The 15,792-nt window shown below is 31.9% G+C and carries 4 protein-coding genes; all 4 read left to right on the top strand.

Going from position 1 to position 15,792, the window contains the following annotated elements:
- Positions 1 to 97: 97 nt before the first annotated feature.
- Entirely contained in the window at positions 98 to 712 is a 615-nt protein-coding gene (locus NF27_RS06845) for a recombinase family protein (RefSeq protein WP_039457436.1), read from the top strand.
- A gap of 174 nt (positions 713 to 886) precedes the next feature.
- Positions 887 to 9,922, top strand: coding sequence for a tetratricopeptide repeat protein (locus tag NF27_RS06840; RefSeq protein WP_039457434.1), 9,036 nt, complete (start codon positions 887 to 889; stop codon positions 9,920 to 9,922).
- 388 nt (positions 9,923 to 10,310) lie between these two features.
- The gene (locus NF27_RS11260) at positions 10,311 to 14,414 is read left to right on the top strand and encodes a pentapeptide repeat-containing protein (protein WP_053332656.1); all 4,104 of its coding nucleotides are present in this window, start codon (positions 10,311 to 10,313) and stop codon (positions 14,412 to 14,414) included.
- 51 nt (positions 14,415 to 14,465) lie between these two features.
- Positions 14,466 to 15,792, top strand: a 1,327-nt coding sequence (locus tag NF27_RS06830; RefSeq protein ID WP_039457433.1) for a DUF294 nucleotidyltransferase-like domain-containing protein, incomplete at its 3' end; no start/stop codon positions are given.

Below are 15,792 nucleotides of genomic sequence, written 5' to 3'. Positions count from 1 at the left end.
TAAAACAGTATAAGAAAGCGCTTAAAAACCTATTGAAAAAACAAAGTAAGAATATAGTATGCATATTAGCTTTTTAGACATAGGGTAAAATAATAAAATGCTAATTGGTTATGTGAGAATTTCAAAGGATGATAATTCTCAAACATTAGATTTACAAAAAGATGCTTTAATACAAGCAGGAATATTAGAAGATAGAATATATCAAGATTATGCCTCGAGTAAAAAAGATGACAGACCAGGATTAGTTTCATGCCTTAAGTCACTACAACCGGGAAATACTTTAGTAGTATGGAAATTAGATAGATTAGGCAGAAGCTTAAATCATCTAATAAATATAGTAGAAGACTTAAGAAAGAGAGATATAGGGTTTAAAGTACTAACAGGGCAGGGAGCACAGATTGATACTAATACCCCTAATGGAAGGTTAGTGTTTGGTATATTTGGAGCTATAGCTGAATATGAAAGAGAGTTAATCATAGAAAGAACTAAAGCCGGTTTATTATCAGCAAGAGCAAGAGGAAGATTAGGGGGAAGGCCACGTAAGATGGACGTAGCAACATTACAAATGGCAGTGGCTGCTATGTCGAATCGTAAGTCAATAGCCCAAGAAGTTGCAAAGAAACTAGGGATAAAGAAAGCTACGTTATATTACTATGTTAATGGGGACGGTTCTTTGAAAGAGCCTGGGGTTAAGCTACTAAGCAGCTTTTAACATAAGTATAAAAATATATATTCATAAGATGATGTTTAATAAGTAAGCCAAAAGCTTGTATTTAATCTAATAAATTTACATTAAAGGAATATAACTTAATAAATTAACTATTGTTAAGTAGCAAGCAATAAAGCAATGGTTAGAGGCTCTATATTAAATGTTTAGGTTAATTATATGCGTGCTTCTAGCTCCTTAAATACCTCAAATTCCTCTCTTCTCGATATTTCTAATGAAGCGAGTATCAATACACAAATACATAAAATAGCTACAAGCTTATTCATGGGTGAGCATTGTGGGGAGCTTAGGGAATATATAGAGTCAGTTGATATAGAGGAAGCTTACAATAAGAAGTGGGATGGAATATTATTTAATAACATTAAGAGAGCAGTTGAGGAGTACAATAAGGAAGGTGGGATACTGTCGAGATATGAAGGAGAAGAATTGGTAGAGGAAGCATATAACTTTGTTACTCAAAGATTAAAGCAAGAAAGATTTGAAGTTACTGCGAGAACACAAAAGCTATGTAAGGATTTAATAGAGTGGGAAGCTCAATATCAAAGAATGAAAGAAGGAGCTGTAGAAAGTTTAGGAGAAGATTTTAAGGAAGATGATGAATATAATAAAAATACCGGGGAAAAGCTAAGGGACTTGAGTGCAGCAGGGGATGATAGGAATCTGATTGGTCATGGTGAAGACAGGAAGTATTGGTACAGTGTTACTGATGGATTTAGGCTACTGGTAGCAATAAGAAACAGTATGTTACATCCTTTTGATATAGAAGGTAAAGAGGAAGAAAGATATACTACACACCGGGAGAATGAGGAAGGCATATTTATAGCTGATCCGTACCATTCAGATAATTTCAATCAATATCTGAGAGATGATATAGCAAGAATAACAGGTAGTCATGAAATAGAAGAATATAACAATGATAGATGGCAATCTATGCCGAGAGTTATAGTGCTACCTATATTATATGGGCTACATTGGAGATGTGTAAGAATAGAGATAGATTATAAAAGTAAAGAAAGCAGCATACTATATGACGATCCATATGGGGTAGGCCATTTTCCAAAGCAGGAAATGGAAAAACTATTAGAAGTAATAAAAGAGCAGATTAGATTCTTAATAAGAACAGAGCTAGAGAATAAAGGAGTAGAGGCAGGAGCTGAAGAAATAGAAGTAAAAGTTAAGGAATACGAGAAGAATATAGACCAGCAAGGGAGTTATGAGAACAGCTATGACTGCGGTGTAATAGTATTCAGTAATATAAGGGACTACAGTAGGGGGGAAATAAGGAATGAAGTATATGCAGAAGCGTCAGGAGAAGAGGTAAACATATATAGCCTAAGTCCAATTACTAGAAATAAGCATGAAGAGGGAGTAATAGCTATAAGGGCGAGACATATAAGAGAGTGTAGCAAGGTAACAGGTATAGAATTAAATAATGATAGATTAGAAGAGATAGAAGAAAGTATAAGGCAAGGCAACAAGAACAAAGCAGAAAGCTTGAGAGGAAATGAGTCAAATATAGGAAAGAAAATAAGTGAGTTACCTGCAGAATGTATAGAGATGATATTTAGCGTATTAGAGCAGAAGAGAGCATTAGGAAAAGGAGAAAGAGGAGAGTATACAGAGGAAGAGTTAGAGAAATGCTGCAGATTACTTTTTGAGAAGGCAGAAGAGGAGATAAGTTTAGATCTTATTGAAAAGTATATAGTAAGAGAGGAAGGGAAAAAAAATGAGAAAATAGATTATCATACGAGAAGTATAATTGGAGAGAATAATTATCAAGGAATAAAATTAAAAGAATTACGAGTGGAAGAGCAAACATTTGCAGCTAAGCTAAAAGAGTTAGTTTATGAATATACTATAAATCCTATCTCTGAAGCAGCTATCAATTTAATAAAAGTATATAGAAAGCTCGGAGATTTATATATAGATATAGGAAGGATATCAAGCAAAGCAGAAGATTATACAGATGCAGCAGTATTCTACCATTATGTCTTAAGCATGGTAGAGAGAATAGAAGAGGAACAAGAAGATACAACTAATCAGGAGTTAGAGAATTATAAAGTACAATCATTTGAGCAATTAGCTATAATATGGGGAAAACTTAGTGAGCTAGTATTTATTTCTATAGAAGAGACAACTCCTAATCAATCCAAGTTAGTAGAGCAAGAATCTAGAGATAACAGAGCTTTTTTAAAGCAATTAAGAGAAGAAGCAGAGCAGAAGGTAAAAGAGATAGATGAAGGATCTCTAAAGAAAGAAGAAGCTGAATCAGCATATAAATCAGAAGAATACTTTATAAATGAATCTAGGGAGCTTTTCGAATATTTAGCTGAACAAGTTAAAGGCTTTATAGCAAGAATATTTAAAGAGTGCGAGGAAGTGATAGATGAGCCTCCTTGTGAATATAGTGTCATAGGGCTAGGGTCATTAGCACTAAATCAGTTTACACCATATTCAGATTTAGAGTTTGCTATACTTACTGAGAATGAAGAATACAAGCATAATAGTGATCCTAAGGTTCAGAATTATTTTAAGAATTTAAGCCATTTAGTACATTTCAAGGTAATTTGCTTAGGAGAAACTATAATACCGACTAGTAAGTATAAAATTAATTTAGAGAGTTTTGTATGTAGAGGATTTAACTTTGATTTAGGGGGTAAGACCCCATTAGGCAGGATAGAGAAAGATAAGCATTATCAGTTAATACAAACTCCTGAAAAGATGGCAAGGTATTTAGATGAGAAGTATAGTCATATAGATAAGAACCTACCATATATATTAGAAGCAAGTTGCTTTATTTATGGGGAAAAAGAGTTGTTTGCTAATTTTAGAAAAAAAGTAACAAAGTTCTTAAATATTAAAAATGAAAATGGTATACCAAATTATGAAGTTAGAACTCTAAAAAGATTAAAAGACGGGGTAGAAGAATTTAAATATAGTGCTGAACATAATGCTTTACAAAAAGTTCATTTTGAAGGAGATATCCATGCTTTTAAGCCTCAACTCCACGCTATGGAAGAGGAAGGTAAGTTATTTAATGTGAAACAAGAGATATATAGATTACCAGATAGGTTTATATATGGGTTAGCATTATATTTTGGAATAGAACCTGTAAGCATATGGGATGCAATAAATAAGCTGCATGAAAACAAGGTAATCGGTACTACAGAAAAAGGTAAAGATGCTCCTCATTATTTAAAATATGCAGCTAGTTTTGCTGTAATGCTTAGATTGCGTACATATCTTGCCAATAAAGGTCAATTTGAATTTATGTATCCTAGTAAGGTTTTAAATAATCTAGAAGAAAGCTTGGAAGAGACAAAAAAGTATTTTAGCTTACCTGAAAAGGAATTGACTGATAAAGGAGGGCTATTTAAGTATTATTATAGTATAATACCATTTTATAATGTTTTTAAGGATTTTTGTTATAATAGCAGCAAATCATCTAAAGATTATTTTAACATACATAACTTTTATGATGAAAGCTATGAGAATAAAGGCCTGATATATAAAAGAATAATACAATATAGTAAAGCATTAGAGTGTTTCAAAAAATGGAAAGAAAAAGAACCAAAAAATAATGTGCCTTATAGGTACATTGGTACATTATATCTTATGCTAGGAGACTATAAAAGTGCAGAAGATTATTTTAAACGCTCCTTATATTTATTAAAGAATAAATGCGTGTTTATTTCTCATATCATAAATAGCCTAGAAAATTTAGCTGTAGTATGCTTTGTGGCTTCAAAATATAACGAGGCCAACCAATATTATAATGAAATATTTAAAATATTAAATTTAAAAATAGCAAATAACCCTGAGAAAGTATATTTACAATTAAAAAAATACCTTATACCTGATAATGAAATAGCTGATTTTTTCTTCAATTATGGGATATTTTTAACACGTATAGCAAATTTCTCTCAAGCAGAATTATTTCTCAAAAAATCTCTTAATTTAAAAATTAAGTTAAATTCTGATTCTCATCTTAACTTAGCTAATATTTATAATAGCTTAGGAACCTTTTATGGTGAAAGAGGTAAAATTATAAAAGAACATAAATACTATGAAAAGGCTCTTGAAATTAGAAAAAAATCCTATGGGGAACAACATAACCCTTATTTAGCTACTTCCTACTTTAATTTAAGTGTTACTTATCAAAAACTATCATTGTTTAAGAAAGCTGAACGTTATCGCAAGATAGCTGAGGTTAACATACAGTCAGTATATAATCATAGGATTCAGACTATTGGAGAAAGTACATTTGACAAAAACGATACGCTACATCCGGATAGTATTTTAGCTAAAAAAAATAAAGGGAGTTTTGCATTAGATCAAGGGGACTATCATACAGCGGAAAACTTACTTAGAGAATGTTTAGAAGAGTATAAAAAAATATATAATAACATTCCACATTACAATACTTCAGAATGTCTCAATGATCTAGGTGTTACTTTAATGAAATTAAATAAGCTTAAAGAGGCTAGGCAATGTCATAAACAAGCTTTAAAGATGAGAAGTATTATATATGGTAATCAGGATCATCCTCTAATAGCTAGCTCTTACTGGAATATAGGAGCAACTTTCTTCTCCTTAGAAATTTATAAAAGGGCTGAAAAATTGTATAAAAAAGCTCTCAATATGAGAAATCGTGTATTTAAAGACCATTTACACCCTGATACTGCTACTTTATTGAATGACTTAGGACTAGTTTATATTAAATGTAAAAAATACGATAAAGCCTTAGATCTATTTACACAAGCTCTTAGCATACAAACAAAGGTTTTTAATAATGTAAATTATCCTAAACCATATGAAATGGGCAGAACACACTTTAATATTGCTGCCTGTTACTTTTATAAGGAGCAATACAAAGATGCGCTAATCAAATCTAAACTTGCATTAAGAATTTTTAATAGTATTGAGCAAGAATACTGCTTTTCAGAAAAGTCTAAGACCTTAAAAAATATTGGTTATTGTTATTTTATTGAAGGTAAATTTGAAGATGCGATATCTAACTATAATTTAGCTATTAGGAATTATGAGAATGCTGAAAGAAAGAAGAAAAGAGGAGAAAATAGTCAAAAATATAATTTAAGTGAAAAAGCAGAATCTCAATTTTATATGGCACAATGCTATCTAATAAAAGGAATTCACAATAAAACTTATAACAAGGAATCACTAAATTTTGCTACTAAAGCTTATAAAGATTGCTTAGAATTTTATGGGTATCATATAGTAAATGCGAATACCTACTTTGCATTAGCAGGGCTGGCTTTAACTTATTTTAGCTTAGGTGAAAAAAGTGAAGCTATAAAATATTATAATATTTTTTCTAGTATAAATGAGAAGCTCAAAGGTTCGCAATATTTTCCATTGGGGACATACAGAAATAACATAGAAGAATCTTTATATAAAGACATTTGGTATGGAATTAACAATAGCTTAAATCGTGAATGGGATAATCTTAAACTTGCAAGCAAGGAGAAATCTATTGGCGGGGTGGTAGGAACAAATATAAGTCATATGAGAGAGTATGGAGAAACCAGTGGAGTAAAAATAAATATTGAAAAAAAAGAAATAATAGTAGATGACCTGACTTACTTTAATGAAAAAGAAACATTAATCAAGATAGAGGGAATCATAGAGGAATTAATTAAATTATATGAGGTAGGAGATATAGCTGAACGTTTAGAGAAGGTTAAAGAAGGGTTAAAGCTATGTAACAGAGGAATAAATATAGGTAAGTATTATGAGCAGGAGTATGAATTATTTTTAAAGTTAGGAGATATATATTCTAGGGGGGAGGATAGACTAGATTACCCTAAGGCAGTAGGGATATATCAGTATATACTCAATATAATATATAGGTTGCCTGATAAATTAAATAAAGAAGAGTTAAGGAAGGTTATAGAGAATAAAATAGGATTAGTAGAAGAAAAATTTATAAGGCAAGCTAGAAAAGACAAAATATTACCAGAAGGATATAGTGGTGAAGGAAGCTTAAAGAAAATAAGAGACTACAAAAGTAAATTAGAAGGGCATAGGGAATGGATTGGAGGAGAGCTTAAAAAGGTAGAAGATTTAGGGATAAAGGAAAGAGGAGAGGAACTAGATGAAGAAGGGCTAGAAAAGAGAGCAGGAGAAGTAGAGAGGATATATCAGGAGATAAGGGAATATTTTATAGGGGGAGATGGTTTAATCAAGCAACTATTAAATGACTGCATAGATGAATTAGGAGGTTTGCCAAAAATAAAAAATAGCAAAACAGGAGAAGATAGGGAAGTAGGCTACGCGATATTTGGTATGGGTTCTATGGCATTAGGCACTATGACTCCATGGTCTGATATGGAGTGGGGGATATTGATAGAGGAAGGTTTAGGGAAAAAGGAGGAGGAAAAAGTAAAAGAGTATTTTAGGAACTTGGCAGTATTGATGTATATTAAGGTAACAAACTTTGGAGAATCTCTGCTTACTGTATTTGGAGTAAAAGAACTAAACAACTTCAAGTTAAGTGATGGTAATGATAAAGAACATAACTGGTTTTATGACAGTATAAGCAGAAGAGGATTTAGTTTTGATGGTTCACAATGGCATGCATGTAAGTCCCCATTAGGTAGAGAAAGAGGATATAATAAATATACAATTGAAGATGAGATAAAAAGGATAGTGCCGTGTAAACCTTTTGAGCTGATAGGAACAATTAATGAACTGATGCGTTTTCAAGTTGATGAGGTATGGTACAATGATGATCCTCATCTTGTCCAGGCATTGTGGTATACAATATTGATAGCTGGTAGTAAAAAGCTATTAAATCAATATCAGCAAAAATTATCAAATATTAAAACGATTAAACCAAGATCTTTTCAATTACTTAAAGAGGATTGTAAAAATTTTGATCCTCATGAAATAGTTTTTAATATAAAACAAGAAGGAGAAATACTAAATATTAAGAAAGAAATATACAGATTTTTTGATAGAATGATAGCAGAGCTAGGAACATGTTTGGGGGAAAGAAGGGTTACCATATGGAAGATTATACAAAGCGTAGCAACAATAAGCCAAGAAGGATTAAAAAATTTAAAATTGGCTTTAAGTATTGCTAACGAGTTAAGGGTTAGAACTTATGAAAAAAACAAGGGGCAAAGAGAGAATGTTTCTTATTTAAGAGAATATGCCCCTCAGGTTAGTCATTCCACTAACCTCAAGTTAGAGGAGGAAATATTTTATCTAAAAGATTTTAGTATAGTCTATAGATATTATTATACAGCACTACCATTGAGTTACATAATTAAGGAAGAAAGTAATATCAGATCTTTACGGTTAAGATTATCCCAAGAACAGTTATTTTCAAATCATCCTATAATTAAAGGGAGTATACACTATAAGTTTTTAAAATATTATGAGGTAATTAATGAACTAAAAAATACTATCATAAATGAGCCAAATATACATTTAAAACTAGCTTTAGCATATAGAGAAGTTGGTATGAATAAAGAAGCATTAGAAGAAATAGAGGAAATAAGCAGAGAATGTAATAATATAGATAAGTATATAATATTATTTAATAAAGCTCAGATTCTTAGCGCATTTAAAACAAAAGAAAATTATGTCAAAGCATGCCAATTATATAAAGATAGTTTAAATGAAATTGATAGAAATAATTTTATTAAACAAGCTATAGTATTGAATGAGTTAGGAATAATATATTTAAATTTAAAAAAGGAGGAGAAAGCATATAACAATTTCTTTAAAAGTTTAAGTTTAAATTTTAGAACAAGGAATGAAGATGTTATCCAAACTGCAAGTATACTAAGTAATATAAGTCTTATATTGGACAGGGAAAAAAATTATGAAGAAGCTTTGCAATATATTCAAAAGAGTTTAGAGATTGCATATAAAATATATCATGGTGATCATAAGCAGATTGCAGGCATACTCGACAATAAAAGTGAGACCTTAGCAAACCTATCTAGATATGGAGAAGAGCTGTCATGTGCTGAGGAAGCATTAAATATGAGGCTTAGGTTATATAAAGGAGATCATCCAGAGATAGCTGCATCGTATAATAATATTGGAAGTATTTTAGCTAAACAAGAAAAATTTAAAGAGGCATTAAATAACTATATAATAAGTTTTAATATCAGACTTAGGTTATATAAAGGAGATCATTCTGATATTATAGACACAAAAAACAATATATTGATGACTCTAGGAGGACTAAGAAAATATAAAGAAACCCAAGAGGCATATTATTATATAAGTCAAGTAGTAGAAATGTTACAAAACTTAAATATTAGTGATCAGAGAGAGTTTCAGGTTTTTAAAATTAATTTAGTTAAATTTACCATATGTTTAGCAAACAAGGTAATGCTTTCGGGTAGTAGTGATCAAGCTTTAGCTTTATACTTATCAATATTTCCTGAATTAAATGATATAGAGCCATATAGTTTAATTCAGGAAATACGTAATTATGCTCAGGAGTCTTGGCAAGCCGGAAATTTAAACTTAGCAATAAGCTGTTATGAAGTGTTAAGTGAAAGGCTTATACCCCAAGAAAGGCGTATAAAACATAACTTGGCCTGCATGTATCATGTTAAGTCAATTCGCTTTAAAGAAATTAATAATATAGAGAAGTATGAAGAGTACCTAGGAAAAGTAGGAAGAACATTTGAGTTAGCCTTAAGCATGGAATCTGCAGAGCTTATAAATGGAAATTTATATACAGAATATGCGATGTTCTTAGTTAAATACCATGATATTAATAATCAAGAAGAGTATACAAAGATACAAGAGTTGTTAAATAAAGCGATTGAGCTTCAGAATGACGGTTCAAGCTTAGGGTATAACCAACTTGAAAAAATAACTACAGTAGAACCACTTCAAGAGTTATTAAATAAACGAGATAGTATAACCGTAGCACCACATATATTAGCTTATTATCTATTAGTTAAAGTACATATAATGCATGGAAAGAAGGAAGAAGCCGAAGAGAAGTTAGAAGAACTTGAGGGTATTATGTTATCATTTAAAGGAGCTAGTAATTTATCATCCCAACAGCAGGAAGAGAAAGTATTAGCATTATACTTAACTGCCTATGCATGTAAAGAAATGGGATATGATAACCGTGCGAAGGAGCTGTTCAAGAAGATAGAGAAGTTGAGTCACTGTAAGCAGGAATTACAGATAAGTTAGTTCTCAAAGCATAAACGGTTATGAAAAAATTACATATATGCCTAAGGGGGTAGTTTAGTATTATGCCTAATTTAAATAGTTTATGCTTATAAATTCATTTATTTGTGTTATTGCAAATATATAATGAAATATTACTGCTAGCAAAGTTAAGAAAAAGCTTCTTGTTAAAATATTTAGTTAAAACTACTTCTGGTTGTAAGAAAAGTTTAGGAATTTTGAGTGGATAGCAGGAGTATTAACTTTGTTTTTATGTGTATAGCAATAGTTTATTATTGTTACATATGTATTAAGCTTGAGCAGATACATGTTTATATAAGCATGTGCTTAAGTAAATAATCTTGTCTTACCTACTATACTTTTATTTTGCTAACATTAAACGGAGATTGAAATGTTTAACAGGAAGGAAGGAAGTGAAGTAAGAAAGCAAAATGTTGTAGGGGATGTAAGGTTATGGGATATAGAAAAGAAAAAGAATTTGTTTATAAGAAGCTTTTTACATTTTTGTATGGATGATGTTGAGAAGAGAGAGAATGTAAGTGTAAAGAGAGAAAGACCCACGCTTGAAAAAAAGTTTAAGAATATTGATAAGGGAATAAGCATAACAGGGGATATAGCGGGAGTATTGCTTGAAGGGGCATCTGCAGTGCCATTTATACCGTCGATAGGTACCACGGTTGAGAAAGGAGTTTTTAAGCCTGCCCGGTGGGCTGTTAAACTTATAGGTATGAGAATAGCGAACAAGAAAGCAAAGAGTGTTGCGGAATCAATGCTTGTACATGATAAGGAAGAGCTGGAATTAATGTTACAAGATGTAGCTCGGGATTTAGCGATAGCATTTGAATACCAGCTCTCTTGCTTAAGTGATATAGAAAGTATAGGGAGGTTATCTGCTGCTGGAGTTGGAAGGCTTTTTAACTACTTAAGCAATCGTGATGCTGACAAGGAAGAGCTTGATATTAACAAAGAAGTATTACTTAGAGGAGTAATTACCGGGGAATTCAGAAATATAGGCTTAAAAGTATATATAGCAGAAGATTGTAAGATAAAAGAATGGAAAACGGAAGATGTATTTTTAAAAGTAGGATTGTTTACTAAAGAAGGGAAGTATTGTTCTCACAAAGATAGTGAACCTGAGGTGTATGGCTACAGGACGGAATTAAGTAAGCTATTAGATTCGGGGTATGAAGTAGAGACTGAGCCAAGAGATGATATATATTATAAGAGTTATACTCCCAGAGTTCAGCTTGTACCTGTATCTGACTTGGTAGAATATGCTGATAAAAGAAGGAATAAGAATCCTGATGCTGTGGATAAAACCTTTAATGAATATGTAAGTTATAAATATAAACTTAACAAAGAAGTTACAGCTGCATGTAGAAACCAAGAACTAATAAGAAGTGATTTAAGCGGAGGAGATTTCAGCGGGTCTGATTTTAGTGGCTTGAAACTAAGGAAGTGTGATTTAAGTAAAGCTAAGTTAAATCATACTTATCTAAAAGGTATAATTTTAGAAGAGGTAGATCTAAGAGAAGCAGAGCTTAAAGAAGCCTTTGCACTTGATGCGAGGATGAAGAAAGTTAACCTAAAAGGAAGTAATTTATATGGAGCTAATCTTGCATATAGTACATTACATGAGATTAAAGCTAATAGGGATACAATTTTAATAAAAGTAACAGGAACTATATTAAACCGAGAAGTACTTGAAAAAGCTACAACTGATGAGAACATGGTAGATCAACTAAGATTATTATCCAAAAGAGTTGAACGAAAAGATAAAACGGTAAGGAAAATAAAGGAAATGCTAGAGAAGCAACAGGGAGATTACGGGAAGAAAGGAAATGAAGTAACAACAGACTTGGGAATACAAGCATATGACCCTATAGGTGCGGTTAGTCATTACTATGAAAGCGGTAGTACTGTCTTATTGGAAGAAGCATTACTTAATAAATCAACAGTAATACTTGCCGGAATAGCAGGATCCGGTAAGACGCAACTTGCCAGGCATTATGCAGAACAGTACCATATGCAAGATCCAAGCAAAATAGTATATGAACTAAGCGGAGAATCATTAGGAGGCTTTGAAAGGGGTTATAGAGAATTAGCGGTGTTACTCACAAAAGAAGCTGGGATAAAGAAGGCTCCTATTAAAGATGTTAAGAGGGTTGTATTAAGAGAACTGGCAAAGCAAGAGAATGAAGGGTTTGTATTAATCTTAGATAATATAGATGATCCTAAAGTTAAAAAGCGTCTTGATAGATATATACCCCAAAACATAAAGAATAATGGAAAGATAATAATTACTACTCAAGACAGCACTTTATCATTTTACTTAGATTCTGTTCGATTACCAATGCTTGGTTGGAGTGAGGATGAAGCATGTTTATTTTTACTTACCCATTTGAAAGATAAGCTTCCTGAGATAAGGGAAGAAGAGATAAGGTTACTTACCGGTGTATTTGATAATATCCCACTTGGAGTTGATGCAGCAAGGCTATATATAAAAAAATACAGAATCAGCATAGGGAGATATCTGGAGGAACTGGAAAAAGAAGGCGGGGAGGTAGAGAAGAGAGAAGATAAACTAATGCAGCAACATTATAATAAGGAAAGAGGAGAAAATAATATAAGAGCTGCGATTAGATTAGCTAGGAAGAAAGTATTAGAGGGTAAAGGAGGGAAAGAAGCAATAGAGGTATTAAATTTTTGTTCATTTTTAAACTCAGATTCAATCCCGATATGGTTACTTGCTAACCGGAGGCGAATGCTACAAGAGGGAGAAAGCTTAATAGCAAGTGAGCGTAAAATAATAGATAGTATAGAGAACCTTGAAAAACTATCTATGATATCAAATCAGAGTGGTATAGATGATAAGAGAGTAATATACCTTCATCGTATAGTCCAGGAAGTAAGTAGGTCATTATTGACACAAGAAGAAAGAGAACAGTATATAAGTGAAGCGAGTGATATACTAAGTCAACATATAGCCAGGGATAATAACACCAGTGATAAGTATGATAGAAACCAAGTAGTGGTTCCTCATGTTGAAAGCTTATTATTAAATGCTGCTAAATATAAAATAAAGTTTACGCCTGCAATGATTTACTTTGAGATAAGTAGAGGAGTATTTTACGGGTTTATAGGAGAGCATGAAAGAGCGAATAGGGTACTGAGCGAACAGAGAGAGCAAATTGAAAGTTTATTAGGAGCTGATGATTTATTAGACGTAGGGAAGGTATATACTAAGCTTAAAGGTATATCAAGAGATCTTCCTACTTTATATGCTCAAGTGCTATATCACTTAGGAAGAAGTTGTATGAGTATAAGTTTAGAAGATGAGGAAAGCAAAAAGTATCTTGAAGATGCTGTAAGTATAAGAGATCTAATTGATCAAGCAATCAAAGAAGATAAGGAATATGAGGACATTGATAAGAAGTACAATGAAGGTAAGCCAAGGCCTATGGATAGTACCATATTTAGAAGGGGAGGAGTAATCTTATGGTACAACCTAAGAGGGTATAAAGAACATAATATAGAATACCTAGATAACGCACTCAAAGAATATGATTATCTATTACAGAAAGAAAAGTATGAATACCCTAACGAGCTAAAAGATAAATTTAACCAGGGATTTTGTCGAATAGGAATTGCTGACATAAATGTTAAGATAGCAGCACTTACTCAAGCGGAAGAAGAGCGTGTAAAACTCTGTGAAGAAGCATTAGAGGTGGCATGTGACCACTTAAGAGAAGGGCTGAATATGGAGATAGGAAAAGATGTATCTCAATTAACTTCTAAAACTTTGTATGAGAAACTAGAATGGGTAATTAAGACCAGTAGTAATACTAGAGTAGCTAGAGAATATGAGTTATTAGGAAAGATCTTCCAAGTAAGAGGAATGGGAGATGACTTGGAATATGCAGAGAAGTTTTTCATCAGAGCTAAAGAGCTAGACAGCAGTAAGTCACACTTAACAGGAAATGTATTATATGGATTAGCCTGTATATATAAAAAACAAGGTAGGGTAGAAGAAGCCAAAACATCTTTAGAAGAATGTATAGAAGTTCGAACTAAGGTAGATCCTAAGATGATATATGAAGCAAAAGATTTACTGAATGAAATAACACCACAGGAACATGTTCATAAACAAGAAGGCATGGTTGAACATATTAAAGGTAAAGAAAAAGCTGATGATATTAAGCCTAGTAATAAGAGTCCTAAAGAAACAAGGTTAGAGAGAGTTAGAGGTAGATTACTAAGAGAGATACAAAGTAAAAGTCTAGAACCAGGCAGAGAAGAAGTTGAAATAAGAGTAATTGGTACTGCGGCTGAAATAGAAGCATGCTGCACAGAGTTAGGTATTAACAAGAAATCATTGAAGATAGAAGAGCAGGAAAAAGAAGGAGATAGCAACCAAAGAAGTACGGTATATTTAAACATTAAAGTCTTGGAGCAGATAAGAGAACGATTTATTGGTAAAGAAATAGGTAAATAAAGTATTAGGGAAATAGGCATATACCAACTCATCAAAGCAAGGAGTAAAGAAATGCGGCAACAACTACCATTGCAAAAAAATAGTAATAAAAAAGAGATTGACGAAAAGGAATATAAATATGCTCATAATTTCAAAGAAGCATTAAGCAATAAAGATTATAAGCTACAGATTGAAAGTTTAAAAGAATTAGGTGGTATATATAGAGAGAAAAGGGAATATACTAAAGCAACTGCACTCTATAATACTGCTCTTATAATAGTTAACGATAAGTTTGCGAATGATAAATGTTATAATTCACATCAAAATGAATTAATAGATTGTATTAAAAGAACAGAGAAATCCTTTCTAGAAGATGTGTTACAGAAGAAAATACCTGCTTCTTTAATATCCGCTAAAGAGTCTGATTTAATACATAAAAAATTTTTAGAAGATTTAAGAAAAGAAGTGCGAGATGCTCTTAAGGGTATAGAGTCAGAATATAATGCTCAAAAGGAGCAAGATGAAAATGTTGAGCTTTTAAAAATAGACAAGGTAGAAAAAGTACAAAGCTTATATGGTATGATTACTAAAAGAATGAAAGGATTTATTAATGATTTAATTGATGAATGTCAGAAAGTTCTAGGTTCTCCAGAGGAAGGATGTAAATATGCGATAATGGGATTAGGGTCAATAGCAAGAAAAGAGATTACACCTTATTCTGATTTCGAATTCGCCGTTTTAATAAATGAAGAAAATGAAAATTATAAGCAGTATTTTCGAAACCTTACTAAATTATTGCATATTAAAGTAATCAACTTAGGAGAAACAGTATTACCTACAATGGTAATAGATGCACTTAACCCTGCTTATAATAAAGATCCACTAAGCAGTTGGTTTTATGATAACATAACCCCTAATGGATTTAAATTTGATGGAATGATGCCAAGAGCATGTAAAACTCCTCTTGGTACAACAGCAGCCAGTGGGTTAAGAGAGGGTGAGTTAGACGAATATGGTGGAGAAGTGTTTGAATTAATACATACTCCTAAAGAAATGAGTAAATTCCAAGAAGGTAAATGGTATAAGCAAGACAATTTACTTCCAAATGAGCTAACTACCGTTACATATATAAAAGGAGATAAAAATTTAATTACTGAATATAAGCAGGAAGTAAAAAATATTCTGGATACAATAAAGACTAAAGAGATAAATATACGCCAAGAGAGAGCCTTAAAATTATTAAAAGATGATATTAATAAATTTGGAATGAGAATAGGAAATGAAACAGAAGAAGGAAGGTTATTTCGACCAAAGTTTGACTTATATAGGTTACCAAATACTGTGTTTGAAAATCTGGCTTTATTTTATAATATTGAGAAAAATAGTACACTAGATAGAG

The organism is Candidatus Jidaibacter acanthamoeba (assembly GCF_000815465.1).
Lineage (GTDB): Bacteria > Pseudomonadota > Alphaproteobacteria > Rickettsiales > Midichloriaceae > Jidaibacter > Jidaibacter acanthamoebae.
The sequence above is the reverse complement of the archived record's forward strand: the minus strand, read 5'-3'. Positions and strand labels throughout refer to the sequence as shown.

What these genes read in the sequence shown, in the direction of transcription:
- NF27_RS06845 (WP_039457436.1), top strand. Translation starts at nt 98, where the DNA reads ATGCTAATTGGTTATGTGAGAATTTCAAAGGATGATAATTCTCAAACA.
- NF27_RS06840 (WP_039457434.1), top strand. Translation starts at nt 887, where the DNA reads ATGCGTGCTTCTAGCTCCTTAAATACCTCAAATTCCTCTCTTCTCGAT.
- NF27_RS11260 (WP_053332656.1), top strand. Translation starts at nt 10,311, where the DNA reads ATGTTTAACAGGAAGGAAGGAAGTGAAGTAAGAAAGCAAAATGTTGTA.